At 70.9% G+C, this 26,030-nt stretch carries 25 protein-coding genes; 9 read left to right on the top strand and 16 right to left on the bottom strand.

Translation table 11 applies throughout. The features are described 5' to 3' along the window. Nucleotides 1–52: 52 nt before the first annotated feature. The 4 genes from M1203_RS13400 to M1203_RS13385 all read right to left on the bottom strand — a co-directional run bounded on the left by M1203_RS13400 (nt 53) and on the right by M1203_RS13385 (nt 3,987). Nucleotides 53–922, bottom strand: a complete 870-nt coding sequence (locus tag M1203_RS13400) for a sulfite exporter TauE/SafE family protein (RefSeq protein ID WP_249949857.1) — start codon at nt 920–922, stop codon at nt 53–55. Between the two features lie 65 nt (nt 923–987). Next, nucleotides 988–2,250, bottom strand: a complete 1,263-nt coding sequence (locus tag M1203_RS13395; protein WP_249949856.1) for an MFS transporter — start codon at nt 2,248–2,250, stop codon at nt 988–990. 38 nt (nt 2,251–2,288) lie between these two features. Next, the gene (locus tag M1203_RS13390) at nt 2,289–3,404 is read right to left on the bottom strand and encodes a PLP-dependent cysteine synthase family protein (protein WP_249949855.1); all 1,116 of its coding nucleotides are present in this window, start codon (nt 3,402–3,404) and stop codon (nt 2,289–2,291) included. Nucleotides 3,405–3,543: 139 nt separating this feature from the next. Beyond that, nucleotides 3,544–3,987, bottom strand: a complete 444-nt coding sequence (locus M1203_RS13385) for a hypothetical protein (RefSeq protein WP_249949854.1) — start codon at nt 3,985–3,987, stop codon at nt 3,544–3,546. Nucleotides 3,988–4,118: 131 nt separating this feature from the next. On the opposite strand from M1203_RS13385, the gene M1203_RS13380 reads away from it, so the two are divergent. Beyond that, nucleotides 4,119–4,256 carry an SAM-dependent methyltransferase gene (locus M1203_RS13380; protein ID WP_374402857.1) on the top strand — a complete coding sequence of 46 codons (138 nt, stop codon included), beginning with the start codon at nt 4,119–4,121 and terminating at the stop codon, nt 4,254–4,256. Between the two features lie 370 nt (nt 4,257–4,626). Next, nucleotides 4,627–5,208, top strand: a complete 582-nt coding sequence (locus tag M1203_RS13375) for an NUDIX hydrolase (protein WP_249950038.1) — start codon at nt 4,627–4,629, stop codon at nt 5,206–5,208. A 16-nt stretch (nt 5,209–5,224) separates the two neighbouring features. Here the strand turns inward: M1203_RS13375 and M1203_RS13370 are convergent, their stop codons facing one another. Then, nucleotides 5,225–5,926, bottom strand: a complete 702-nt coding sequence (locus tag M1203_RS13370) for a YoaK family protein (RefSeq protein ID WP_249949853.1) — start codon at nt 5,924–5,926, stop codon at nt 5,225–5,227. 175 nt (nt 5,927–6,101) lie between these two features. Here M1203_RS13370 and M1203_RS13365 point away from each other — a divergent pair, with 175 nt between their 5' ends. After that, entirely contained in the window at nt 6,102–7,430 is a 1,329-nt protein-coding gene (locus M1203_RS13365) for an FAD-binding protein (protein ID WP_249949852.1), read from the top strand. A 112-nt stretch (nt 7,431–7,542) separates the two neighbouring features. Then, the gene (locus M1203_RS39030) at nt 7,543–8,067 is read left to right on the top strand and encodes a DUF5954 family protein (RefSeq protein ID WP_249949851.1); all 525 of its coding nucleotides are present in this window, start codon (nt 7,543–7,545) and stop codon (nt 8,065–8,067) included. An 81-nt stretch (nt 8,068–8,148) separates the two neighbouring features. On the opposite strand, the gene M1203_RS13355 is transcribed toward M1203_RS39030, so the two are convergent. The 3 genes from M1203_RS13355 to M1203_RS13345 all read right to left on the bottom strand — a co-directional run bounded on the left by M1203_RS13355 (nt 8,149) and on the right by M1203_RS13345 (nt 11,150). Next, nucleotides 8,149–8,898: a class I SAM-dependent methyltransferase gene (locus M1203_RS13355; protein WP_249949850.1), complete on the bottom strand. Its 750-nt coding sequence runs from the start codon at nt 8,896–8,898 to the stop codon at nt 8,149–8,151. Between the two features lie 91 nt (nt 8,899–8,989). Then, nucleotides 8,990–10,009, bottom strand: a complete 1,020-nt coding sequence (locus M1203_RS13350) for a helix-turn-helix domain-containing protein (RefSeq protein WP_249949849.1) — start codon at nt 10,007–10,009, stop codon at nt 8,990–8,992. 133 nt (nt 10,010–10,142) lie between these two features. Further along, nucleotides 10,143–11,150, bottom strand: a complete 1,008-nt coding sequence (locus tag M1203_RS13345) for an alpha/beta hydrolase (RefSeq protein ID WP_249949848.1) — start codon at nt 11,148–11,150, stop codon at nt 10,143–10,145. 299 nt (nt 11,151–11,449) lie between these two features. Between M1203_RS13345 and M1203_RS13340 the strand changes: the two genes are divergently transcribed. From M1203_RS13340 to M1203_RS13325, 4 genes are all read left to right on the top strand, one after another. Beyond that, nucleotides 11,450–12,331, top strand: coding sequence for an ABC transporter substrate-binding protein (locus M1203_RS13340; RefSeq protein ID WP_249949847.1), 882 nt, complete (start codon nt 11,450–11,452; stop codon nt 12,329–12,331). Beyond that, a complete protein-coding gene (locus M1203_RS13335; RefSeq protein WP_249949846.1) occupies nt 12,328–13,221 on the top strand; it encodes an amino acid ABC transporter permease in 894 nt (297 codons plus the stop codon). Before M1203_RS13340 ends, M1203_RS13335 begins: the two co-directional genes overlap by 4 nt. Continuing rightward, complete coding sequence (locus M1203_RS13330; protein ID WP_249949845.1) at nt 13,218–14,003, top strand: amino acid ABC transporter ATP-binding protein; 786 nt, start codon at nt 13,218–13,220, stop codon at nt 14,001–14,003. The genes M1203_RS13335 and M1203_RS13330 overlap by 4 nt, the downstream gene beginning before the upstream one ends. A gap of 163 nt (nt 14,004–14,166) precedes the next feature. Then, nucleotides 14,167–15,585, top strand: coding sequence for a S41 family peptidase (locus tag M1203_RS13325; protein ID WP_249949844.1), 1,419 nt, complete (start codon nt 14,167–14,169; stop codon nt 15,583–15,585). Between the two features lie 73 nt (nt 15,586–15,658). Here M1203_RS13325 and M1203_RS13320 read toward each other — a convergent pair whose 3' ends face one another. The 6 genes from M1203_RS13320 to sthA form a co-directional block, all read right to left on the bottom strand. Then, on the bottom strand, nt 15,659–16,999 hold the full coding sequence (locus M1203_RS13320) for a cytochrome P450 (protein ID WP_249949843.1): 1,341 nt from the start codon (nt 16,997–16,999) through the stop codon (nt 15,659–15,661). Continuing rightward, on the bottom strand, nt 16,996–17,604 hold the full coding sequence (locus M1203_RS13315; protein ID WP_249949842.1) for an ATP/GTP-binding protein: 609 nt from the start codon (nt 17,602–17,604) through the stop codon (nt 16,996–16,998). Before M1203_RS13315 ends, M1203_RS13320 begins: the two co-directional genes overlap by 4 nt. Continuing rightward, nucleotides 17,582–17,947: a DUF742 domain-containing protein gene (locus tag M1203_RS13310; RefSeq protein ID WP_030353841.1), complete on the bottom strand. Its 366-nt coding sequence runs from the start codon at nt 17,945–17,947 to the stop codon at nt 17,582–17,584. The genes M1203_RS13315 and M1203_RS13310 overlap by 23 nt, the downstream gene beginning before the upstream one ends. Next, a complete protein-coding gene (locus M1203_RS13305) occupies nt 17,944–18,354 on the bottom strand; it encodes a roadblock/LC7 domain-containing protein (RefSeq protein ID WP_030353840.1) in 411 nt (136 codons plus the stop codon). The genes M1203_RS13310 and M1203_RS13305 overlap by 4 nt, the downstream gene beginning before the upstream one ends. A gap of 2 nt (nt 18,355–18,356) precedes the next feature. Further along, a complete protein-coding gene (locus M1203_RS13300) occupies nt 18,357–20,129 on the bottom strand; it encodes an ATP-binding protein (protein ID WP_249949841.1) in 1,773 nt (590 codons plus the stop codon). 531 nt (nt 20,130–20,660) lie between these two features. Further along, nucleotides 20,661–22,064, bottom strand: coding sequence for a Si-specific NAD(P)(+) transhydrogenase (gene sthA / locus M1203_RS13295; protein ID WP_249949840.1), 1,404 nt, complete (start codon nt 22,062–22,064; stop codon nt 20,661–20,663). Between the two features lie 113 nt (nt 22,065–22,177). Between sthA and M1203_RS13290 the strand changes: the two genes are divergently transcribed. Beyond that, a complete protein-coding gene (locus M1203_RS13290; RefSeq protein WP_249949839.1) occupies nt 22,178–23,260 on the top strand; it encodes a DUF475 domain-containing protein in 1,083 nt (360 codons plus the stop codon). A gap of 37 nt (nt 23,261–23,297) precedes the next feature. Here the strand turns inward: M1203_RS13290 and M1203_RS13285 are convergent, their stop codons facing one another. Continuing rightward, the gene (locus M1203_RS13285) at nt 23,298–24,071 is read right to left on the bottom strand and encodes a VOC family protein (RefSeq protein WP_249949838.1); all 774 of its coding nucleotides are present in this window, start codon (nt 24,069–24,071) and stop codon (nt 23,298–23,300) included. A gap of 31 nt (nt 24,072–24,102) precedes the next feature. Beyond that, nucleotides 24,103–26,016: a glycoside hydrolase family 15 protein gene (locus M1203_RS13280; protein ID WP_249949837.1), complete on the bottom strand. Its 1,914-nt coding sequence runs from the start codon at nt 26,014–26,016 to the stop codon at nt 24,103–24,105. Nucleotides 26,017–26,030: the final 14 nt, after the last annotated feature.

Below are 26,030 nucleotides of genomic sequence, written 5' to 3'. Positions count from 1 at the left end.
ACACATATCGGAACAGCGTCGCGGCGCAGAGGCGCGGGATTCCGGAACGGGTTCAGCGCAGCAGAAGCTGAAGACCGCCGAGGACGGTCGCACCGATCACCAGCCGCTCGAAGAGCCGTTGGTCGATCCGGTCCACACACGCCTTGCCGATCAGAGCGCCCGGGAAGACGAAGAGCACCAGGGCGGCGTCCAGCAGCAGGGAAGGGCCGTCGATCAGTCCGAGTCCCACGCTGAAGGGCAGCTTGGAGGTGTTGACGATCAGGAAGAACCACGCGGAGGTGCCCAGGAACCCGAGCTTGCGGAAACCGGCGGAGAGCAGATAGAGCGACATGACGGGGCCGCCCGCGTTGGCGACCATGGTGGTGAATCCGCCGAGCACCCCGTACGAACGTGCCTTGACGCGGCCGGCTGACGACGTCTGCGCGCCGCCTTCCCCGGCGGCCACTTCCGCCGCTTCCGTTCCCCCGGCTCCTTCCGCCCCGGCGTGCTCCTCCGGTATCCCCTCGGTCTTCTCCTCCTCGTTCTCCTTCTCGTTCTCCTTCTCCTTCGCGCTGTCCGCGCCGCCGCGCCGACGCCAGATCGTGACACCCGCCATCAGCAGCAGGATCGCGCCGATCGAGGTGCGGACGGCGGCGTCATCGGCCCAGAGGAGAAAGACCGTACCCGCCGCCACCCCCGCGGCGACCGCGGGAAACAGCCGCCACAGGGTCGGCCAGTGGGCATGGCGCCGGTAGGTGAGGACCGCCACCACATCACCGACTATCAGTATCGGCAGCAGCACGCCCGTCGACTCCCGCGCGGGCAGCACGGCGGCGAATACGGCCAGGCTGACCGTATTCGCGCCGCTCACCGCGGTCTTCGAGAAGCCGACGAGCGCCGCCGCCGCGGCGAGCGCGGCGAATCCCCACCAAGATATGTCCATTTCGGCAACCGATGGTATGCCCCGGTCCGCGGCGGCCATCGGGCGGTCGGCGCTCGAAGCGGGACTCAGCCTGGTACGGACCGGTCCGCCGGGGCGGTCAGCCGGCCGCCGCGCGCGAGCGCGAACACCGCCCCGGCGCAGGCCAGGCCCGTAGAGGCCAGCACCGCCCAGGGCAGCCGGCCGGCGTCGTGGCGCTGTGCCACATCCCACAGCGCGCCCGTGCCCAGATTGCCGAGCGTGATGCCCAGCCCGGAGACGGTGTTGTAGAAGCCGTAGTGGGTGGCGATCAGCCGTCCGCCCGACAGCGCGACGACGGTGTCCATCTCGAACGGATGGACCACGGCGCTGCCCACGGCCAGCGCGACGACCGCCGCCACCAGCGCGGCGAGCATCCACAGCCGCGCCGGACGCCCGTCACCGGCGGGGACCAGGGCCGGTGGGACGAACGCCAGCCCCATGATCGTCAGCCCCCGCACCAGCGCTCCCCGCGGACTCCAGCGGCGCGTGGCCCAGCGCGTCAGCCGGGTCTGCCCCACCACCGCCACGGCGGCCGAGACCATGAAGAGCGCGCCCGTGGCCTTCTCGGCGTCGGGCCCCAGCGCGTCGGCGGTCGCCAGTGGCAGGGCCAGATAGACCTGGAAGGTCAGCACGTACGAGCCGATCATGGCCAGCGAGAACAGCAGGAACGGCCGGTTGGCCAGCACCGCGCGCCACTGCGCGGAGACCCCCGCGGGGCGTCCGGCGGCGTTCTCCGCGCCGCCCCGGGCGGGCAGCGCGCGCCACTGGAGCACGGTCAGCGCGGCGAAGATCACCGCCGCGACCACGCACACCAGCCGGAAGTCCGCGACGAGCAGGGCGAGCCCCACCGGCGGCCCCAGCAACATCCCGGCCTGGTAGTAGACGTTGAAGACCGCGAAGGCCTCGACCCGCCGCTCGCCCGCCTCGGCCGCCAGATAGGCGCGTACCGCCGGATTGAACAGCGCGCCCGCGAACCCGGTCGCCGCCGAGGCCACGATCAGCGCGGGCAGTTGGTCCACCCACCCCAGCAGCCCGAAACCGGCCGTGCGCAGCAGACAGCCGGCCATGATCGGTGTCTTGTAGCCGAATCGGTCGGCGAGGGCGCCACCGAGGACGAACATCCCCTGTTGCGAGAGCGTGCGTACGCCGAGCACCAGCCCGACCGCCCAGGCGGCCAGCCCGAGCCCACCGGCGAGATGCGCCGCGAGATAGGGCATGAGCATGTAGAAGGCGAGATTGATGGCGAACTGGTTCGCCATCAACAGGCGTGCCGCGGGCGGGAAGGACCGGGTCGTGGCCCAGACGCCCATGGTCCCGGCCCCTGGGCCCCGGGCTGTCACCGAGCCCTTCACCTGGCCACCCCCGCCAGGCCGCCGCCCGCTTCCGGGCCGGTCGCGGCGAGCGGGTCCACCACCGTGGTGCAGCGCGTCCACCGGGTGACGGCGCGTTCGCCGGGATGCGCGATCTCCCCGGGACGGTCGGCGGGCCGGTGGTCGAGCAGGCCGTGCTCACGGCAGTACGTGTCGTCGAACACGGTCCCGACGTAGCGCTGCGGGCCGTCCGGGAAAACCGCCACGATCCGCTCCTCGGGCGGCCGTACGGACGCCAGCCAGCGCGCGACCAGGGCGACCGCCCCGACGCTCCAGCCGCCCGTCGCGTAACGCGCCCGCGCCAGCGAACGCGCGGCCCAGACCGCCTCCGGGGCGGCCACCCAGTGCACCTCGTCGAAGAGGCCGTACGCGACATTGCGCGGATGGATGCTGCTGCCCAGACCGCGCATCAGCCGGGGCGCCGGGGGCTGGCCGAAGATGGTCGAGCCGGTGGTGTCGACACCCACCACACGCAGGGCGGGGAAGTGGTCGCGCAGCACGGTGCCGATCCCGGCGGAGTGCCCGCCGGTGCCGACACTGGCCACGAGCGTGTCGATCCGGCCCAGTTGGGACACCAGCTCCTGGGCGAGCGGACGGTACGCGGCCACATTGTCGGGGTTGTGGTACTGATCCGGGCACCAGGAATCCGGATACGCCCCGAGCAGCTCCGCCACCCGCCGCCTGCGGGCCTCCTGCCAGCCGCCCACCGGATGCGGCGCCCGCACCAGCTCGATGTCCGCGCCGTACGCCGTCAGCAACCCGGTCATCAGCGGTTCCATCCCGGGATCGGTGACGACGGTGACGGGATGGCCGAAGACCACCCCGGCCAGCGCCAGCCCCAGACCCAGCGTGCCGGAGGTGGATTCCACGATCCGTGCCCCGGGCGGGAGTTCGCCGCGCTCCCGGGCGCGCGCCACCATGTACAGGGCTGTACGGTCCTTGATTCCGCCGGGGTTGTGGCCTTCCAGCTTGGCCCAGAAGCCGCGCCCGGGGGCCGTGAACGGGGCGCCGATCCACAGCGTCGGGGTGTCGCCGACCAGCGCGGCCGGGCTGTGGGCCGGCTGGGGGGCGGGTGAAACGTCGAAGGTGTCCATCGCGCAGAGCTCCAGTGGCCGGCCGCGCGTGGGCGCGCCCCGGCCGAGGTGAGGGGGGAACGGTCAAAGCCCGTGGCGAGCCACCGGCGCCACGGGCGGACGCAGCCGCCCGTGCGCTGTCAGCGGCCCGGGGCCGTCATCAGTTCCGCCACACACCCAGCGCGGCGCGCCGTCGCTGTTCCGTGTCCCGGTCACCACCGGCGTCCTCGCGTGCCGCGTGGGCGCCTGGGCCCATCGGGTTCCGTACGGCGGTGTCCGCCGCGTCCGGACCGCCGTCGACGGCGAGGGGTACGGCGAACGCGTCCGGGCGCGGCGGCAGGACGCTCGGTTCATCCGTGTCGGTGCAGGAAGCCGCCCCATGGCCGGCCCGACCGGCGCAGCCGGCCATGGGCGTGGGCGGGTGACCGATGGCGGGGTACTGCGCCGAGAGGGCCGTGGACGTCGCCGCGCCCTGTGGTGCCACCGCGGCGACCGGACCGTGCGCACAGGCCAGCACGTGGAACAGGGCGGCCAGCACGGTGAGCAGGACGACGCATGGTCTCGACCCGCGCCCGCCCTTCCCGTGTCCCGCCGAACCGTTCATGTCGCGCAGCGTATGTGATCGCTCACCCCATGTCGTCACCACAGGGTGTTCGTCGCGCTGCCCGCTGCGTAGCCTGTGGCTCCCGGGAGAGGCCTCCTGGGCCGGGACGACGAAACCGCGAGGTGGATGCGATGGACGCGGAGCGACCACCGGAGTTCCACTCGGACGTGGCCCGCCCCGCACGGGTGTACGACGCGTGGCTGGGCGGCACACATCACTTCCCCGCCGATCAGGAGGCCGCCGAGCCGGCGGCCGTGGACAGGGCCTAACCCGGGGATCGTGCCCGCCGACCGCGCCAACCGCGCCTTCCTCGGCAGAACCGTCCGGTATCTCGCATCCGGCGAGCGACATCGGCGCGGAGCTGCCGGCGCCCGGAGCCGTGGCGCTGCCGGACTGGCGGCCGGACCCGCACGACGCGCGGGCCGCGAACATCCCGATGTGGGGCGGAGTGGGGCGCAAGCCCTGAGCGCCGAAACCCCCAAAAACCCGGGGACATCGGCCGCCGTAATCCGTAACCTCCTGGTCGGCGTGGCACGCGAGGGCCGCGCGGGCTTCGACGCGCCAATCCGACCTGGGTCGGACCGGTACCGGCCGAGGCCGATTCCACGAGCTGACGAGTCGACGGGCAGGGAGAACGCGATGCAGGGTGTCGGCCGGCCGATCGTCGATCTGTTGTCCCGGTACCGGACACGGGATCCCGGGGAGGCCGCCGACGCGGCCCGCGTCCGCGCGCTCGCGGAGGGCGCGGACGATCCCTGGCTGCGCTCGATCCCGCTGCATGTGACGGCGTCCGCGCTGATCGTTCACCCGGCGAGCGGACGGGTGCTGATGCGCTGGCATCAGCGCCAGCGCTCATGGCTCCAGGTCGGGGGCCATGGTGATCCGGGCGAGAGCGATCCCCTGGAGGTCGCGTCGCGGGAGGGCCGCGAGGAGACCGGGCTCGGGGACCTCGTCCCGTATCCGGACCCGTCCTCCGCGCGGCTCGTCCAGGTGGTGATCGTGCCGGTCGCCGCGGGCGCCGGTGAACCCGCGCATGAACACGCGGACCTCCGGTTCGTCCTGGCCACGGCCGAACCGGACGCGGCACGGCCGGAGAACCCCGACGCCCCGCTGCGCTGGATGACCCCGGCCGAGGCGCGGGAGGCCACCTCCGAGGAGAACGTCCGTGAGGCGCTGCGGCGGGTGGAGGAGCTGATGGCCGTCGCCGCGGAGCGCGGCTGACCGACGGACACACGGCTCAGGCCGTGGCATCGTCCGGCGCCGACCTCGGCGCCGGCGCCAGCGCGAAGACACAGGCGACCCCCGCCACCAGCACGGCGGCCAGCCCGACGACTCCCGCCAGCGTCAACTGAAGCAGCAGCGCGCCGGTCGCCGCCCCGGCGAACATGGCGATCAACGAGCCGATCTTGCGGTGTGGTTTCGTACCGGTGCCCGTTCCGAGCACGCTCTCCGCCGTGAGCCCGGTGAGCGTCTGGGTGAGGACGGTCGTCATCAGATCCCGGGGGGCGAGCACGCGCACCGTCGCGTTCTGCAGACCGGAGCAACCACCGAGCAGCGCGATGATCACCAGCACGAGCCGGTCCTCGGGGCGGAGCACCCCCGTACCGAGCAGCAGAGCCGTCAGCGTGAGTCCGAGGGCCTGGCAGGTGAAGGCCCGGACCAGCCAGAGCCGGGGCCGGCCGCCGAGGAACTTGCTGAGATGCCCGCCGAAGAACGCCCCCAGGACGAAGGCCGCCATGGCCACGATCGGTGCGAGCACCGACACCTGGGACCCCTTCGCGACGGAGAATCCGAGGAAGACGACGTTGCCGGTCATATTGGCGACGAAGACATGCCCCAGCCGCAGATAGCTCACCGCGTCCACGAGACCGGTCGTGAAGGTCATGGCCAGCAGCGCGCCGACGGCCCACCGCCGTGCCACGGGAAGTCTCTCTGGCACAGGGGCACCTGCTTTCCTTCGCGCTCGCCCTCGCGGGCGGACCGACGGATCGACCCTAGCCCCGGAGTACGGGCCGTCCTGTCCGCACCACGCGGACGGGCGCCGCGTGCGCATGAGGTAAGAAGTACGGGAACGGGCATGGCCGCCAGGCCCGATCGCCGAGAAGGGGAACTCCATGCTCCAGCCGCCCGCAAACCCCGATGTCCCCCGTGACCGGGCCATACCTCCGGTGCCGAGGAACTGGGCCGGCAACATCACCTTCAACGCGGCGCGCGTGCACACGCCCTCCTCGGTGGAACGGCTGCGGGAGATCGTCGCGGGAAGCGACTCGGTGCGCGCCCTGGGCAGCGGCCACTCGTTCAACACCATCGCCGACACCCACGGCGATCTGGTCTCGGTGGCCGGGCTGCCCCGGATCGTGGAGGTCGACGAGACGGCCGCCACCGTCACGGTCAGCGCCGGTCTGCGGTTCGCCGAGTTCACCGGAGCGCTCCACCGCGCGGGCCTCGCCCTGCACAACCTCGGCTCGCTGCCGCATATCTCCGTGGCCGGCGCCTGTGCCACCGGAACCCACGGATCCGGGGTCGGCAACGGCACACTCGCCTCGGCGGTACGCGCGCTCGAACTCGTCACGGCGGACGGCGAACTGCTCGTCCTCGACCGGGACGACGAGGACTTCGCGGGGGCGGTGACCGCCCTGGGCGCGGTCGGCGTCGTGACCCGTATGACGCTCGGCCTCGTGCCCGCGTACGACATCCGGCAGTGGGTGTACGAGGGACTTCCGTACGAGCGGCTGCGCGAGCGGTTCGACGAGGTGCTGTCCGCCGCGTACAGCGTGAGCGCCTTCACCAGCTGGCGTACGGAGCGGATCGAGCAGCTGTGGCTCAAGCAGCGGATCGGCGACGGCGACCCGGACCCGGCTCCCGACCACCGATTCGGTGCCCTACGCGCCGACGGCCCCCGGCACCCGGTGCCCGGTATGGACCCGTCGACCTGCACGGTTCAGTCCGGCGTCCCCGGGCCGTGGCACGAACGACTGCCGCACTTCCGGCCCGAGTTCACCCCGAGCAACGGCGAGGAGCTGCAGAGCGAGTACTTCGTCGCGCGGGCTGACGGGCCGGCGGCCTTCGACGCGCTGGCGCGGATCAGGGAGCGCATCGCGCCGGTCCTCCAGATCGGTGAGATCCGGACGGTCGCGGCCGACGAACTGTGGCTCAGTCCCGCCTACGGACGGGACACCGTGGCCTTCCACTTCACCTGGCACCCGGACACCGCGGCCGTCACGCCCGTGCTGGAGGCGATCGAGGAAGCCCTCGCGCCGTTCGACGTCAGACCGCACTGGGGAAAGCTGTTCACGATGGGCCCGGAGCGGGTGGCGGCGCTGTACGAGCGGTACGCCGACTTCGAGGCGCTGACGGCGAAGCTGGACCCGCGCGGAGTCTTCCGCAACGACCTGCTGGAACGGTACTTCCCGGGCAGGCGGGACTTTGAAGACACGCCCTAGGGGCGGACAGCGGTCATCGGCCGATCCGCACCACGTAAAAATGGCGGGATTTACCCCGGAAGATCCTCCCGTACCGCGCTCGGGGAGCACCATTTTGCGGCACGCTACTCGGGTGAGCGCGAACCCCGATGAGGCAGCGGACGATGAGACGGCGGACGATGAGTCCGTCGGCGAGTTATTCGATGACGCGGCGGCCCGGCGGCTGCTGGAGCTGGGCCGACGTGAGGAGGCGCTGCGGCGCAAGTTCCCGGTGAACGGACCCGACTGGGAGCGGACATCGGTCTCGCACTACACGGCGTATTCGGCGATGCTCCACGAGGACGGCGGCTGGCGACAGCTCTTCCCGGCTGTTCCGGCCGAGGCGGAGGCCAGGACGGATCTCCGCGATGTGCTGCGGGTACGGGCCCTGGACGCGGGCGAGCTGGGACCGCGCTTCACCCGGGCGGCCGAGGCGGTCGTACGCGGCGAGAACCAAGTGATCATCGGCGGCGATGTCTACCGCGTGGTGCGCATCGAGCAGACCATCATCATGACCGGCCATGGCCCGCAGCCGCCGCAGCCCCGGGACCAGGAGTTTCCGGAAGTGCTCGACGAACGTCCGGGGCCCCGGGGACCAGGACGGGAGCTGGACGACTGAGCGGTTCCCCGGTCCGACAGGGCCCATGGGGGTACACCCATGGGGGCACGCCTACGCGGGCACCCCCATGGGGTACGGCGCTCACCCCCGGCGTGCCACCACCAGGGCACATCGAGGGCTCCCGTCGGGGCGTCGGCCGAGATCCGTCAGCGGGAGGAGTTCGGTGGTGAACCCCGTACGGGCCAGTTCGTCCAGTACCTCGGGCAGCCTGAACGTGCGGTAGTACATGACGAATCGCGGATGCCAGAGCAGATTGCGCAGCCGCATCGCCGTGTCGAAGCCCCAGAGCGCCCAGTAGAGCCGGGAGCCGACGGGGGGCGGGGCCGGAAGAGGAAAGACGAACAGGCCGCCGGGACGCAGCACCGCGTGCGCCCGCGCGAACAGCACGGGCCGTTCGGCGGGCAGGAAATGGCCGAACGCCCCGAAACTGACGGCCAGATCGAAGACCGGCGCGAAGGGCAGGGCGCGCGCGTCGGCACGTACCCAGTCCACGGCCGCCGAGGTGAACTCGGAGGAGGCGGCGGACGCCGGGCCGGCCGAGGAGGCCCCGGCGGCGGCCAGCATGCCCGCGCTGAAGTCGACACCGATGACCCGCTCGTCGCACAACCGCCGCAGCACACCCACTCCGGCCCCGGTGCCGCAGCAGATGTCGAGCCCCGTGGCGAACGGCCCGAGCGGCCGGACCGTACGTACCACCGCGTCCAGCAGATGATCGGGCGTACGGAACGGCGTGTGGTCGAACTTGGGCGCCAGCAGGTCATAGCCGTGCTCGATGGACGAGAACGCCTGCACGGCGAGTTCGCGAAGGGTCGGGCCCTGAGGTGTGAACATCAAGGCCCAGGGTAACGACAGAGCCCCACGCGTCCTCGGGAGGTGCCGGTCAGGGACTCCCGAGCCGCCGCGACACGTCCGACGGCGTCCCTCAGAGGCGGAGGTTGCGGTGCAGCCGCCTCAGCGCGAGGGCCAGTTGCAGCCGCAGCCGTCCCCGGGGATCCTGCACCGGCCAGCCGAGCCACTGCTGTGCCTGCGCCAGCCGGTCCTGGAGCGTGGAGTGATGCATGTTCAGCTCCGTGGCGGCGGCGCGCAGGCTCGTGGCGTACGCGACCGTGTGGAGGGTGCCGGCCGCCCAGGGTGCCGCGGCGACGGCACGGTCCAGCGCCCGTACATCGGGGATCGGTTCCGTGTCCGGGCCGACGGAGCCGGCCAGCAGGGCGAGCCCGCCCAACTCGTCCGCGTACACCGTCCTCGGCCCCGGGTCCTGATCGGTGCCCTCCGCGGTGAACAGCGACGCGGTCCGGGCCGCGGCCGCGGACGCCGGCAGTTCGAGCACGGGCACGGCGGGACCGACACCCGCGCGCCGGCCGGCGGACAGCGGCGGCCGGACGTCCGGGGAGTGCGCCGCCTCGACCACCGGCACATCCCCCACCGGCGCCACCACCCGGGCCAGTGCCACGTTCCGCAGCCCGAGCCGGACGGCCGCCCGCCACCGGGCGTGCTCCGGGGCCGACGCGTCGAGCAGTACCTCCACCGAGGCGGGATCGGCGGCCGGGCCCGCCAGCGGCGCCCGGCCGCGGGTCCGGTCGAGGACCACACGGGCGGCGGCAGCGGTCCGTTCCAGCACCATCGCGTGGACCCCGTCGGGCGGTCCCGCGCGCTCCAGCCAGACCGCCGGGGCGCCGCCGGGCGCCAGCGGGGCGGACATCCACGACGACAGCACTGGTCCCAGGCGGCTGTGGCGTACGCCGTCGGCGTCGACCCGGATGCGTACGCCCCGCTCGTCGTCCACCAGCCGGGCCGGGCAGCCCGACAGCACGGCCGCGCCGCGCACCAGCGACTCCAGGCCCGCGCGGCCCTCGACCAGCCGGTCGAAGTACGCGATCACATGGAGGGCCGCGCCCGCGTCGGGGTCCAGCGCCGCAAGCTTGCCCGCGAGCTCCTTCACTCCCTCATCCTGCTTCTCCGCGCGGCCGGTGCCAAGCGTTCCGTTCCCTTTTCTCCCTTTCCGGTTTCTCCCTTTCCGGCGGATCCCGGTCCGGCCGAGAGCCCGCGCGCGGGTCCGTCGGCCCGTCCGTGTGTCAGCTGGCCGCCAGCACTCTGCGCAGCCACTTCAGCTGGGCGTTCCGCGCGTCCTGGGAGATCGCCGCCTGTGGCGCAAGGCCCTCGAAGCCGTGGAAGCCGCCCGGCCACACATGCAGCTCGGCCTGGCCACCGGCCTGCCACAGCCGCGTGGCGTAGGTCACGTCCTCGTCCCGGAAGGTCTCCGCCGAACCGACGTCGATGAACGCCGGGGGCAGCCCCGACAGATCCGTCGCACGGGCGGGCGCGGCGTACGGCGGGACATCGGGCCCGCCGCGCCGGTCCCCGAGCAGGGCTGTCCATCCCGTGTGGTTCGCCGCCCTGTCCCAGAGGCCGAGGCCGGCCATCTGGAGACTGGAGGGCGTGTCGTTGCGGTCGTCGAGCATGGGGCACATCAGCATCTGCCCGGCCAGCGCGGGTCCGCCCCGGTCGCGTGCCAGCAGCGCGACGGCGGCGGCCAGCCCACCGCCCGCGCTGCCCCCGGCGACGATGATCCGGCCGGGGTCTATGCCGAGTTCGTCGGCGTGCTCGGCCGTCCAGACGAGTCCCGCGTAGGAGTCCTCCACCGGCGCCGGATGCGGATGCTCGGGGGCCAGCCGGTACTCCACCGAGACCACGACCAGGTTCAGTTCCCGCGCCCAGTCGAGGAGGGAGTCGAAACCGGCCCTGTTGTCGCCGAGGATCATCCCGCCACCGTGGATGTGGTAGAGCGCGGGCAGTGCCGTGCCCGCCCCCGCCGGCCTGCCGATCAGCAGGGAGATCTCCGGCTCGCCCGGCGGGCCCGCCACCGTGCGTTCCTCGATCTCGAAGGCACCGTCCTGCCGCAGTTCCTCGTCCGAGGGCCCCACCACGATTCTGCTCTCGCGCAGGGCGGGGATGTCATCAAGGCTCACGAGGGCGCTTATCTGCTCACCGATGAGACCGAGCGCCGCCGCGAGTTCCGGATCGAACGGCGGCGGCGGACCGTACCGGTCGTCCTGCGCACCGGAGAGCGGGGTGGCGTTCATGGGCATCTCCCTACGTCGCGGTCACGTCCCTGAGACCGGTACGGCCATCCTGCCTCCGGTCCCGAGCCCGCAGGGAGTGCCAAACGGCGGAGATCGTCCGCCGGACGGCGGGTGCCGCGCGGGCCCTACGAGTGCCGCGCGGGCTGTACGGTCGGGCGCGCTGTGCGGGGTGCCGGGCGACGCGCTTGGCGCGCGCGATGGGCGGATCCCGGCCACGCGAGCCCGCCCACCGGCGGAATTCATGCGATCGCAACGCCCTGATCTCGACAGGTCCCCCCACGCGGTGCCACTCTCCCGCCATGCACCTCACCGCCCGAAGCCTGTTCCCCGCGCTCCCCGCCCTCCTCGTCATCGCCGCCGCCACGGCCTGCGCCCCGCAGGACACCTCGACCGAAGCCGACGCCACCGCCTCCGGGTCCGCCGCGTCCTCCTGCGACCCGGGGACGATGCCCACGGAAGCGAAGGGAAAGCTGACGGTGGGCACGGACAAGCCCGCCTACGCGCCCTGGTTCCAGGACGACGACCCGGCGAGCGGCAAGGGATTCGAGTCGGCGGTGGCCTATGCCGTGGCCAAGGCCCTCGGGTACGAGAAGAACCACGTCGTCTGGCAGACCGTGCCGTTCAACAACTCGTTCGCGCCCGGCGAGAAGAACTTCGACTTCGACATCAACCAGATCTCCATCAGTGACGAGCGCGAGAAGGCCGTCGACTTCTCCTCGGGCTACTACGACGTACGGCAGGCCGTCATCGCGCTGAAGGACTCCCCGTACGCCAAGGCCACGGACGCCGCCGCTCTCAAGGGCGCCAAGCTCGGCGCGCAGGTCGGCACCACGAGCCTCGACACGATCAACCAGATCATCAAACCGACGCGGGAGCCCGCCGTCTACCAGAAGAACGACTTCGCCAAGTCGGCGCTGCGCAACGGTCAGGTCGACGCCATCGTCGTCGACCTCCCCACCGCCTTCTACATCACCTCGGCGGAGGTGCCGGACGCGAAGGTCGTCGGCCAGTTCGCGGACTCGGCGGGCACCGCGGAGCGGTTCGGACTCGTCCTCGACAAGGGCAGCGCGCTCACGACCTGCGTCACCGAGGCCGTCGACGGACTGCGGGCGGACGGCACGCTCGCCGCGCTGGAGAAGCGGTGGCTCTCCGACGCCGTGGACGCGCCGGTGCTCAAGTGACCTCCTCGAACACCGTCCGGCTGACGAAGGACGACGGCGAGGACACCTACACGCCCTCGGCACGGCGGATCGCGCGCGAGCGGTACAAGCGCGCCCGCGCCCGCCGGGCCACCGCCGTCGCCGCGCTCTCCACCCTCGTGACCGGCGTCGTCCTGTTCCTTGTCATCACGGGCTCGCCCGGCTGGCAGCGCACCCGCGAGACCTTCTTCAGCGCCGAGTACGCGCGGATGGCCCTGCCCAAGGTCCTCGACGGACTGCTCCTCAATCTGCGGCTGCTGGCGATCTGCGGGGTGTGCGTCCTGCTGCTCGGACTGCTGCTCGCCGTCGCCCGCACCCTGCGCGGCCCGGTCTTCTTCCCGGTGCGTGCCCTGGCCACCGCCTACACCGACTTCTTCCGCGGACTGCCCCTGATCATCTGCCTGCTGATGGTCGTCTTCGGGGTCCCGGCGCTGCGGCTGGAGGGCGTCACCACGGACCCGGTACTGCTGGGCGGGACGGCGCTGGTCCTCACGTACTCCGCCTATGTCGCCGAGGTGTTCCGGGCGGGCATCGAGTCCGTACACCCCTCCCAGCGGGCGGCGGCCCGTTCGCTGGGACTGTCCAGCGCAAGGACACTGCGGTACGTCGTGCTTCCGCAGGCCGTACGGCGTGTCGTGCCGCCGCTGCTCAATGATCTGGTGTCGCTTCAGAAGGACACAGGACTCGTCTCGATCGCCGGCGCCGTGGACGCCGTGTACGCGGCGCAGATCATCGCCGGAAAGTACTTCAACTACACGCCGTACGTGGTCGCCGGCCTCGTCTTCGTCGCGCTGACGATCCCGATGACCCGGTTCACGGACTGGGTCACGGCCCGGATGGACCGCCGACGCGTCCAGGGAGGAACCGTATGACCGCCCACGAGGTCCGCGCGACGGGCGGCGGCGACGGGCCGGTGCTGCGTCTGGAGTCCGTACGCAAGACCTTCGGACGGGACCGGGTCGTCCTGCGCGATGTCAGTCTCGATGTGGCCCCGCACACCGTGACCGCGCTGATCGGTGCCTCCGGCTCCGGCAAGTCCACCCTGCTGCGGTGCGCCAATCTGCTGGAGGAGATCGACGACGGCGCGATCTTCCTCGACGGCGAGGAGATCACCGACCCGCGGGCCGATCCGGACGCGGTGCGCCGCCGCATCGGGGTGGTGTTCCAGTCGTACAACCTCTTCCCTCATATGACGGTCCTTCAGAACATCACGCTCGCGCCGCGCAGAGTCCTCGGCGTCTCCCGTGAGGAGGCGGAGGCGCGGGCACGCGAGCTGCTGGAACGGCTCGGTCTCGGGGACAAGGCGGGGGAGTACCCGGACCGGCTCAGCGGCGGTCAGCAGCAGCGCGCCGCGATCGTACGCGCGCTCGCGGTACGGCCGAGGCTGCTGCTCCTGGACGAGATCACGGCGGCGCTCGACCCCGAACTCGTCGGTGAGGTGCTCTCGGTCGTACGCGATCTGAAGGGCGACGGGATGACGATGGTGCTGGCCACCCATGAGATGGGCTTCGCCCGTGAGGTCGCGGACCAGGTGTGTTTCCTGGACGACGGGGTGGTGCTGGAGCGCGGGTCGCCTCAGGAGGTGTTCGGGAATCCGCGGCAGGAGCGCACGAGGCGCTTCCTTCGGCGAATCGTCGAGGCGGGCCGGCTGTGACGAGTCGGGGCCGGCTGTGACGAGTCGGGCCGGCTGTGCCGGTGGCACGTCGGCGAACTGAGGTTTTCCCCAGTCCCATCGTGAGGCCAGCGGTATGTTCCACGACCACGGTCGATCGGATCATGGGAGTCGTACCTGAACGATCGACGGGGGAGACCTGAGCATGCGCGGGAAGAGTTCTTCGGGCCGGTCGGCGACCGGAGTCGTGGCGGCGCTCGCGCTGCTTTCGGTGGTGGGCGGTGTCGCCATCCCCGCGCCCCCGGCGGGCGCCACATCGCGTCCGGGGCCTCCGACCGGAGTGTGGCGGACAGACGGGTACGGGACGGTGCTCGCGGCGGAGGAGGGTGTTCTGCGGGAGTACCAGACCACCGCTGTGGGCTGTCTGGAGGGCGCGCCGGCGCGTCGCACCGGCGGGGACGCCGGATCGGCTCGGTACGCCGACGACGACGGCGATGTCTTCACCCTGCGCTCGACGGACAGCCGGGACCGGGCCTCGATGCGTGTGGACGGGTCGGTCGGGGAGAGGACCCTGTTCCGTATCGCGGCGCTGCCGGATTCCTGCGCCCGGGAGCAGGCGACCGGTCCCGTGGCGACCTTCGATGTCTTCTGGGCGACCTTCGAGGAGAACTATCCGTTCTTCGCCGCCAAGGGGATCGACTGGTCGGCGGTCCGGGAGCGATTGCGCCCCATGGTCCACGAGAACACGACCGACGCCGAACTGTTCGCTGTTCTCAGCGAGATGGTGCGCCCGCTGTACGACGCCCATGTCGTCGTCCTCGGGGGCCCCGCGGGCGTCTTCGCGCAGAGCAGGCCGGGCACCGCGGTACCGGGGCCGGAGCTGGACAACCGGACCAAGGAGTATGTCGAGCGGCGCGATCTGGGCGGCCGTCAGCTCCAGGAGTTCGCGGGCGGGCGGATCGGCTACGCGGATCTGCCCGGCGGACAGGGGTATGTGCGTGTCTCCGGCTTCAGTGGCTATACGGAGGAGGACACCTACGCCACCGACAGCGCCGAGCTGGACCGGGCCCTGGATGCGATTCTCACCCGTGAGCGCACGACCGGACTGACCGGGCTGATCATCGACCTGAGGGTGAACGGTGGCGGGTCCGACGCTCTCGGACCGCGGATCGCCGCCCGTCTCACCGACCGTCCGTACTTCGCCTACGCCAAGCGGGCCCGCAACGACCCGGCCGATCCGACCCGCTTCACCCGGCCGGAGCCCCTGTACGTACAACCGGCGCGAGCGCCCCGGTTCACCGGGCCCGTCGCCGTGCTGACGGCGGGCACCACCTACAGCGCCGGGGAGACCTTCACCCAGGCACTCATCGACCGTCCCGGCAGGACCGTACGGATCGGGGAGCCGACCCAGGGCGTCTTCTCGGACATCCTGCGGCGCGAGCTGCCGAACGGATGGTCGTTCTGGCTGCCGAACGAGGAGTTCCTGACCCGCTCGGGCGAGACCTTCGACGGTGCCGGTATCCCGGCGCACCTACCGGAACCCGTCTTCACCGAGGAGGAGTTCGCCCATCGGCGGGACTCCGCGTTCGACCGGGCGACCGAGGTGCTGCCGACGCGGTCCTGAACGCCGGTTTCCCGCCCGCGATATCGCTCGATCATTGGTCATATGTGCTCGGGGGCGGGTCCGACGGGGCGGTTCACCGGGGGCCGGGGATCCGGGCCCCGGCCGGTGAGAACTCCACGGGGAGGGAGACCGGGATACGTGTCCAGGGTGAGGGGCGCCAGGCGACCTGGTCGGCGGGGATGGTGAGTCTCATGTCGGGGAGCAGGTGCAGGACGGTGTTGACGGCGGTGCGGGTGATGAGTCGGGCGGGTACTTGTGCGGGGCAGACGTGGGGGCCGGCGGAGAAGGCGAGGTGGGCGCGGTTGCCGGGTTCTCCTGCGGTGTCGTCGGGGCGGATGGCGGGGTCGTCGTTGGCGGCGGCGATGCCGAGGATGAGGACGTCGCCGCGGCGGATGCGGCGCCCGCCGAGTTCGGTGTCGCGCAGTGCGTAGCGGGCGGGCATGTTGTTCATGGGCGGGTCGCGCCAGAGGGCTTCGTCGAGGGCGTCGTCCACACCGAGCCGGCCGCCGTGTGACCGGGCGCCGAAGCGTGGATCGGTGAGCATCAGCCGGAGCGCGCCCGAGATCCAGGACGTGACGGTCTCGTTCCCCGCCGAGACCATCACCACCATCGACTGGAGACGCTCCGATTCGCTCTCCAGCTTGGGGTGGTTGAGAAACGCCGTGGTCAGATCGTCGGTCGGGTTCTCCCGCCGGGCGCGCAACGCGTCGACCAGGATCTCCTCGAAGTGGCGGTCGCCGTCCCGTGAGCCGTCGGCGGGGCCGGACAGGGCGAGGTGCGCACGGAGCAGTTCCTGTCCCTCCGTGCCGTCCAGACCGAACAGGGAGGCGATGGAGAGTGTCGGCACGATCGTCGCGTACTGGCTCACCAGATCCGCGCGGCCCCGCCGGGAGAATTCCTCGATCAGCTCGGCGCAGAGAGTTTCGACCTGGCGGCGCGCCCTGCGCTGGTCGATCCGCGCCACACCGTCGTCCAGCGGCTGGCGCAGCCGACGGTGCTCGGGGCCGTCCGTGCCGATGACATCGGCACGCCGGGCCATCATCGGCAGCAGCGCGGAACGCGGTGAGACCACGCCCTTGTCGAGATCGCGCCAGTTGCGGGCGTCGCGGGAGAAGACCTGTTCCTGCCGGGTGATCGTCAGCAACTCCCGGTAGCCCATGACGAGCCAGGCCGGTACGCCCGGTTCCAGCTCGACGCGGGCGACGTTGCCGTACCGCTCGCGCAGCCGGCGGTAGACCTCGCGGGGCCGGCTCGCGCCGGTCGCGGCGGAGAGCGGAAGCAGCTCCGTATCAAGGGGATCGGGGCTATCGGGGGTATCGAGGCGATCGAGGGAGAGGAGGGAGGGGGAGGGGGCCGGGCAACCGGGTGGCGGGGAGAGCGCCGGAGGCGGGGCGGGCGGCGAGGAGCGGTTCATGAAGCGGTCTCCCTGGCACGTACCGCACCGACGCTCGACACATACTCGACCAGGCTGATCAGCGCGTCCACCGACGCGGCACGCTCACGCGCGTCGCACATCACCACAGGCGTCTCCGGCAACAGATCGAGCGCGGCGCGCAGTTCCTCCACCCCGTACTCCTCGCTGTCCGGGAACTGGTTGACCGCCACCGCGAACGGCAGCCCCCGAAGCTCCAGTTGCTCCAGAACGTCGAAGCTGTCCTCCAGCCGCCTCGTGTCGACGATGACGAGCACCCCGAGGGCGCCTTCCGCGAGGCCGTCCCACAGATCCCAGAACCGCCGCTGTCCCGGGGTGCCGAACAGATAGAGGACCAGCCAGGAGTTGAGGGTGATCCGGCCGAAGTCCATGGCGACCGTCGTGGTGGTCTTGGTGCTCATCCCGGCCAGATCGTCCACGCCGACACTCGCCTCCGTCATCACCTCCTCCGTGCGCAGCGGTGCGATCTCGCTGACCGAGCCGACCAGGGTGGTCTTCCCGACGCCGAAAGCGCCCACCACGAGAATCTTGACGGCCTGCTGGACCGTGTCGGGCAAGTAGCGGTCAGCGGAGCCGACGGAGACCATCCAGTACCTCCTGAAGCAGTTGCGAGTCGGGCAGAACGGCCTGCGGAACGCCGGAGCGCGCGGACAGATGGCCGCTGTCGACGAGATCGGATGCCAGCACCTTCACCAGACTCACCGGCAGTTCGAGATGGGCGGCGGCCTCCACCAGGGAGAGCAGCCGCTCGCACATCCGCACCAGCGCGCGCTCCTCCCGCGTCGCGGAGACCGGAACGTCGCGCGGGGGATCGACGGCGATGAGGAGGGTCTCGACTCCTATGGTGTTACGGGAGGGCCTGGAGCGTCCCTTGGTGATCACATAGGGACGTAACGCACTGGCCGCGTACTCACCGTCCGGTTCACTCACCGCGCGGACTCCTGTCGCGGCGGGCTGCTCAGATTCCCGGCGCCGATCTTCATGACCTGCGCCTGCATCTGACGGGCCACCAGCTTCGGGTCCACCACGGGGCCGGTCACCACCGCGAGATGGGCGCCGTTGGCGCTGCGCATGAAGAGGAAACCGCCGTTGAACTCCACCATCTGCTGATGGACGGCTCCGCCGTCCTCGCCGAACTCCCGGCCCAGGCTGCGGGCCAGGGACTGGAGACCCGAGCAGTTCGCCGACAGCCGGTCGGCGGAGTCCCGGTTCATCCCCTCGGAACTGGCCAGCAGCAGTCCGTCGGCGCTGAAGACGATCACCTCGCGCACCCCGGGAACCGCGGCGACCTCGGCGATCATCCAGCCTCGCTGCTCCGGGTTCTCCACGTAACTCATGCTCACGTCAGTCCTTCCGGTGAATCGGGGGTGGGGGAGGAAGAGCCGTCCTGGCCCTCGTACGGGACGGAGTCGGACGTCGGGACGGCCCGGCCGCCCTCGAAGAACTGCTCCATCCAGTCACCGGCCTGTTCCGGTGTGCCCGGCGGTGTGAGGGCGGTGGGGGCCGCCTCGACTGCGGGTGCGTACTCGTCGCGCCGTGAACGGCGCTGGGGGAGCCGGCGGCCGTTTCGCGAGGGGAGGGCCGACGCGCCGGAGGCCGGGGCGTCCTGGACCGTCGCGTCGCGCGCGGAGGGCACGGACACCTCGGGTGGCGGAGCCGCGGCGCTCGCAGGGGCGGCGGGCCGGGAATCGACGGGCACGGTCGTCCCGGGCTCGGGAGCGGCGATTTCGGGAGCGGTGGATGCGGAGACGGCGGCCTCGGAGACCGCGGGCTCGGAGACGGCTGACGCGGAGACGGCGGATGCGGAGACGGCCGGGTGAGCGATGGCCGGCCGGTCGGCGACGAGGCCGTCCCCGGGGGCGGTTCGCTCCGACGGGGTGCCGAAGGCGTCGGGCGCTGAGCTGGGCTGGGGCACTTGGGGTACCTGGGGTACGGGAGGGACGGGCGCGGTGGTACCGGCGGGGGCGAGGGTCTCCAGCACCCCCGTGGGCACCAGCACCACGGCGCGGACACCGCCGTACGGTGAAGGGCCCAGGTCGACCTGGAAGCCGTGCCGGTCGGCGAACCGGCCCACGACCGGGAAGCCGGTCTGCGGGATCTCGCCGACCTCGCCGACCCCGAGCAGCCGGCTGCCGGAGACGATCTCGCGCGCCTCGGCCAGCCGGTACTCGTCCATGCCGAGACCGCCGTCGTCCACCTCGATGACCGCACCGCGCTGCACCGTGCGTACGGTCACGGGCACACCCGTACGCGGCGGTGAGTACTCGGTGGCGTTGGCGAGCAGTTCGGCGAGCAGATGGATCAGGGGTTCGACGACCGACGGTGTGACCCCGACATCCGGGTCGCCGGTGACCTCGATGCGCTTGTACGCCACGATTCGTCCGGACGCGGCCCGGACCACGTCCACCATCGCCAGCGGCTTCTGCCACTGCTGCCCCGGCCACTCGCCGCAGAGCACCTTGAGGCTCTGCGCGTGCCTGGCCTGCTGGGTCGCCGCGTGATCCACCTGCATGGTGGTCTCCAGCAGATCGGCGTCACCGGGATAGCGGTCCGCCAGCCCCGTCACCGCCGCCTGGATCCGGTGTGCCGAGGTCTGCACCCGGCTGGCCAGCTCGACCAGCGCGAGCCGCTGCGACTCCTCGCGATGGTCCACCGCCTCGGCGACCTCGGTCAGCAGCCGGCCGAACCAGTCGGTGACCCCTTCCCCCAGCCGGTCGGGGCCATGCAGCGGGCCGGGGATCTCCCCCCTGGAGAGTGCCGCGGGCAGCCGCTCCTTGACGAGATGCTCGACCTCCTCCCGTACCAGCTCGGCCTGGTGCTGGACATGGGTGCGCCAGCGGGTGTCGCGACGGGCCGCGTCCGCCTCCCGCTCCCGTGTCTCGTCGCCGTGGCGGACCACATCGGACTCGGCGCGCCGGTGCTGTGCGCGCAGCACCGACAGGGAGACGAGGACCAGCAGCACGACCACGCCGTAGGCCACGGCCGCGCCGGTGCCGAGGCGCGCTATGGGCACGATCGCGACAGCGAACGCGGCCAGGGCGGTCAGCAGGGTCGCCCGCCAAAGCCACGGCGACCTGCGGGAGCGGGGAGAGGGCGCGGGGGAACGTGCCATGGAGAACCTTCGAGTTGGCTGAGAAATGTGGTGCGGAGGCTTCACCCGGCGATGGTCACGGGGAGTGGGGGCGGCGCGGAGCCGGTACGACTGCCGAGTGCGAGGGCGCCGGTCGGCGGGGTATCTCAGTCCCACCACGGCCATGCGACTTGATCACGGGTTGAACTACCTCTTCACCAGACGTTGTTGGGGGATCGTATATCCGCCCGGCCTCCCCCGAAGTCATCTCGGGGCCACTGGGAGTGACGAGGATGTGGTACGCCGGTGGGCGCACGCCGGTGTTGTTCTGTGCATGATTGTCGCGAACGAGCGGGGCGTCGGGAGCCCCGCTCGACCCGTCTGGCGAGGTGGTCTTCCCCTCGTGGCACCCCGGCCCCGGGGGCGCGCGAAAGAGTGTCCAGGGTCTCGTGTATCCCCTTCGGGGTTCCCTGGACGGCAGTTGTTCCTGAAAGCAAAGAAACGGCAAAGGCCGGTAGGCCCGCTGTCATACGGTCGGGGGCGCCCTGTCCCGACGGCAGCCGGGCGGCGGGCTCAGCGCTTCATACGGTCGATCTCGCGGATCTTGTTGGTCACATCGAGAGCGGCGACCTTGTACGACTCGGCGAGCGTCGGGTAGTTGAACACCGCGTCCACCAAGTAGTCGACCGTACCGCCGCACCCCATCACGGCCTGGCCGATATGTATCAGCTCCGTCGCCCCCGAGCCGAAGCAGTGCACTCCGAGCAGCCGCCGGTCCTCGGGGGACACCAGCAGTTTCAGCACCCCGTGCGCGTCGCCGACGATCTGGCCCCTGGCCAGTTCGCGATAGCGGGAGACACCGACCTCGAACGGCACCCGCTCCTTCGTCAGCTGGTCCTCGGTCCGGCCGACGAAGCTGATCTCCGGGATGGTGTAGATACCGATCGGCTGGAGATGGTGCATCGGATTGACCGGCTCATTGCACGCGTGATAGGCGGCGGCCCGGCCCTGCTCCATCGAGGTCGCGGCCAGGGCGGGGAAGCCTATGACATCACCGACGGCGTAGATATGCGGAACCTCGGTGCGGTAATGCTCGTCGACCGCTATCCGGCCGCGTTTGTCGGCGGAGAGACCCGCCTTGCCGAGATCGAGTTCATCGGTCAGCCCCTGGCGCCCGGCGGAGTACATCACGGCGTCGGCGGCGATCTTCTTGCCGCTCTCCAGAATGGTGAGCGTGCCCTCCTCGTGCCGTTCGACCGCCGCCACCGTCTCGCCGAAGCGGAACGTCACGGCCAGATCCCGCAGCCGGTACTTGAGGGCCTCGACCACCTCGACATCGCAGAAGTCCAGCATTCCCGCGCGCTGTTCGACCACAGTGATCTTGCTGCCGAGGGCGGCGAACATCGACGCGTACTCCATGCCGATGACACCGGCGCCGACGATCACCATGGACCGGGGCACCTTCTCCATGCTGAGCACACTGTCCGAGTCCAGGACCGTACGGTCGTCGAACTCGACGCTCGCCGGACGGGCCGGCCGGGTGCCGGTGGCGATCACGATGTGTTCCGCGGTGAGCAGCCGGTCCTGGCCGGTGGCGTCCCGCACGGCGACGGTGTGGTCGTCCATGAACCGGCCGGTGCCCGCGAGCAGCGTGATCTGGTTCCTGGCCAGCTGGCTGCGTACGACATCGACCTCCAGGCCGACCACATGCCGGGTGCGTGCCGTCAGATCGGCGACGGTGATCTCTTCCTTGACCCGGTAGCTCTGGCCGTACAGATCCCGCTGGGCCAGCCCGGTGAGATAGAGCACCGCCTCGCGCAGGGTCTTGGACGGCACGGTTCCGGTATGAATGGAGACACCACCGACCATGTCGGGGCGGTCGATCACAGCGACCCTGCGACCGAGCTTGGCCGCCGCGATGGCGGCCTTCTGGCCGCCCGGTCCTGATCCGATGACAAGCATGTCGAAGTCGGGCACGGGAGGAGTCTGTCAGTCGCGCGTGTTTCCGGGAAGAGCCGGCTTCACGGTGAGATCCTGACCGGGCCTCATCGGGGGAAGGCCCGTCCTCACCGAGGAGGAATGGATCAACAGTGATTCTGAGAACATTCAGATGGGCGTTTGTCGTCACCGCGGCTGGCCTCGCCGTCGGGGGGCTGTACGGCGGTTGGGCGGCTCTGGGGATCGTCGCCATCCTCGCCGTCCTGGAGATCTCGCTCTCCTTCGACAACGCGGTGATCAACGCCGGGATCCTGAAGAAGATGAGCGCCTTCTGGCAGATGATCTTCCTCACCGTCGGTGTGCTGATCGCCGTCTTCGGCATGCGGCTCGTCTTTCCCGTCCTGATCGTCTCCCTCACCGCCAAGATCGGCCCGGTCAAGGCGGTGGAACTGGCCATCGACGACAAGGACCGCTACCAGCAACTGGTGACGGACGCCCATCCGTCGATCGCCGCCTTCGGTGGCATCTTCCTGCTGATGATCTTCCTCAACTTCATCTTCGAGGACCGGGAGATCAAGTGGCAGGCGTGGCTGGAGCGGCCGCTGGCGAAGCTCGGCCAGGTCGACATGCTCGCGGTCTGTATCGCGCTGATCGTGCTGCTCGTCGCGTCCATGACGGTCGCCACCCATGCCCACCAGCACGGCGGCGCACACGCGGACAAGGCTCAGACGGTGCTGACGGCCGGGGTCGCGGGGCTCATCACCTATCTGATCGTCGGCGGGCTCTCCCGCTTCTTCGAGAACCGCATCGAGGACGAGGAGGAACGGGTCGAGGAGGCCGAGAGGAAGCGCGGAGCCGGCTCGGCGCTCGCGCTCACCGGCAAGGCCGCGTTCTTCATGTTCCTGTATCTGGAGGTCATCGACGCCTCGTTCTCGTTCGACGGGGTCATCGGCGCCTTCGCCATCACCAACGACATCGTGCTGATGGCCCTCGGCCTCGGCATCGGGGCGATGTATGTCCGCTCGCTCACGGTCTATCTGGTCCGGCAGGGAACACTCGACGACTTCGTCTATCTGGAGCACGGCGCGCACTACGCCATCGGGGCGCTCGCGCTGATCCTGCTCATCACCATCCAGTACCAGATCAGCGAACTCGTCACCGGACTCGTCGGCGTCGTCCTGATCGGCTGGTCCTTCTGGTCCTCGGTCCGTCGTAACGCCCGTCTGGCCGCGTGACCCGTGAGAACGGCGGCGGCACCTGGGAATGGTGCCGTCACTCCGAGATGACGGTGAACAGGCCGCCGTCGGGGTCGCGGAGGGTCGCCTCCTCCCCGGCCCGGGTGAGACCCGGGGGAGTGACGACGACGCCTCCGGCCTCGGCGGCGGCCCGCGTGGCCGCGCTCACGTCGGCCACCCGGAAGTACACATGCCAGCGCGGTCTGATCTGCGGGTTCGGAGCGCTCTCGATCGCTCCGCCGCGCAGCGCCGCGACCGTGTGCGCGCCGACGCGGACCAGCACCTGATCGTCCTCGTAGTGGACGTCGGGGCCCTCCTTCTCCTCCGAACCCCAGCCGAGGACCTGCCCGTAGAAGATGGCGGCGGCGAACGCGTCCCTGGTACGCAGCTCCAGCCGCGCCGGCGCGCTGCCCCGCCCCACGGACCAGCCGGCGACGGTCCTGCCCTCCCAGAGGCCGAACACGGCGCCGTCCGGATCGGCGGCGAGGGTGGCACGGCCCGTGTGCATGGGCAGCGGCCCCACCGCCACGGTCGCGCCCCGCTCCCGGATACGGGCGGCGACCAGGTCGGCGTCGTCGACGGCGAAGTAAGGGGTCCAGGCGACCGCGGCCTGAAGACTCGGAGCGAGAGCCCCGATACCGGCGACCGCCGCGCCCTGGTTGAGCGCGAGGCTGAACTCGTCGCCCAGGGCCGTGGGCCGGAAGGTCCAGCCGAGGACCGCGCCGTAGAAGACCTGGGCCGCCTCCAGGTCGCGGGCCATCAGGCTCACCCAGCAGGGGGCCCCGGAGAGGGGGTGACGTGACGCCGGCATGGTTCCTGTCCGCTCCCTTCCGCTCCGGCCCTCAGCCCATCGCCCGGTCGAGGTTGATCGCCGAGCTGATCAGGGCGAGGTGGGTGAACGCCTGCGGGAAGTTGCCCAGATGCTCACCGGTCAGCCCGATCTGCTCGGCGTACAGGCCCACATGGTTGGCGTACGTGAACATCTTCTCCAGCGCCAGCCGCGCCTGCTCCACCTCGCCGGTGCGGGCGAGCGCCTCCACCCACCAGAACGAGCAGATCGAGAACGTGCCCTCCGAGCCGTCGAGCCCGTCCGGGGCCTGCGACGGGTCGTAGCGGAACACCAGGTTGTCCATGACGAGCCGGTCGGCGATGGCCTCGACGGTGGACAGGAACCGCGGATCGACCGGCGAGATGAACTTGACCATGGGCATCAGCAGCAGCGAGGCGTCCAGGATGTTCTCCGGAGGCCGGCCGGGGTCGAGCGAGAGCCGCTGGACGAACGTACGGGCCCGCGGATCCCAGCCCCGCTCCATGATCTGGTGGTAGATCTCGTCCCGCGCCGCCGTCCAGCGGACCAGATCGCCGGGCAGTCCGCGCTGGCGCGCCATCCTGATCATGCGCTCGACGGCGACCCAGCACATCAGCCGGGAGTACGTGTGGTGCTGCTGGCCCGCCCTCGTCTCCCAGATGGACTGGTCGGCGCTGTCCCAGTGTCTGAGCAGCCACTCCAGGATCTCGCACAGATCGGTCCAGCTCTCGTGCGAGATGCCCGCGCCGTACTTGTTGAACAGATAGATCGAGTCGATCAGTTCGCCGTAGATGTCCAGCTGGCGCTGGTCGCTGGCGTTGTTGCCGATACTCACCGGATACGAGCCGCGGTAACCCTCCAGATGTCCGAGCACCTCCTCGGGGAGATGGTCGTGACCGTCGATCGAGTACACGACACGCAGCGGACCCACCCTGCCGTCCGTCGCGGCCCGCAGCCGCTCGGCCAGCCAGCTGATGAACCCCTGGGCCTCCTGGGTGAAGCCCATCCGCAACAGCGCGTACAGGGAGAACGCGGCGTCCCTGATCCATACGTACCGGTAGTCCCAGTTGCGCGCCCCGCCGAGCTGTTCGGGAAGCCCGAGCGTCGGCGCGGCGACGATGGCGCCCGTCGGCTCATGCGTCAGCAGCTTGAGGGTCAGCGCCGAGCGGTGCACCGTCTCACGCCAGCGGCCGGTGTACGTGGACTGGCGCAGCCAGCGGCGCCAGAAGTCCTTGGTGGCCAGGAAGAGCGCTTCCGCGGCCTCGGCGTCGACCGCGCAGGGCACAGGACCGGTGGCCCCGCCGATGCCCGCGTCCGCGGCGAGGGACACGGAGGCGTAATCCGTTTCGAGGTCGAACAGGGCGGTCTCGCCCTCGGCGAGGTCGAACGTCGCGTAGGCGTCGGTGTCGTCGAGCTCCAGAGCGACGGAGGAGCGCAGCGACAGCGCGAGGACGTCGCCGATGAACCGTACGCCGTCGGGCATCCGCTCCAGCCGGTGCCGGTCACGCCCGTAGTTCAGCCTCGGCGCGATCCGCACCCCCAGCCGCATCCGGCCACGCACGTTGACCACCCGGCGCACCAGCCGCTGCCGGTGGTGCGGGTCCTGCTCCCGCACGATCGGCATGAAGTCCTGGACCTCCACGATGCCGTCCGCCGTGAGCATGCGGGTGATCAGGATGTTCGTGTCGGGAAAGTAGAACTGGTTGTGGGTGGAGACCTGGCACACCGGCCGGATGGTCCAGCAGCCGCCGCGCTCCGCGTCCAGCAGTGACCCGAAGACGCTGGGAGCATCGAAGCGGGGAGCGCAGAACCAGTCGATCCGTCCGTCGGTGCCCACCAGCGCCGCGGTCCGCAGATCCCCGATCAGACCGTGCTCGGCGATCGGCAGATACTTCTCGTCCCGTTCGTCCCCGGTCGGGGTGTCCGTCTTCTGAGCGTCCTCGTTCATCGTGCTGTCGAGTC

The sequence above is a fragment of the Streptomyces sp. 35G-GA-8 genome (assembly GCF_023534745.1).
In the GTDB taxonomy this organism is placed as follows: domain Bacteria; phylum Actinomycetota; class Actinomycetes; order Streptomycetales; family Streptomycetaceae; genus Streptomyces.
The sequence above is the reverse complement of the archived record's forward strand: the minus strand, read 5'-3'. Positions and strand labels throughout refer to the sequence as shown.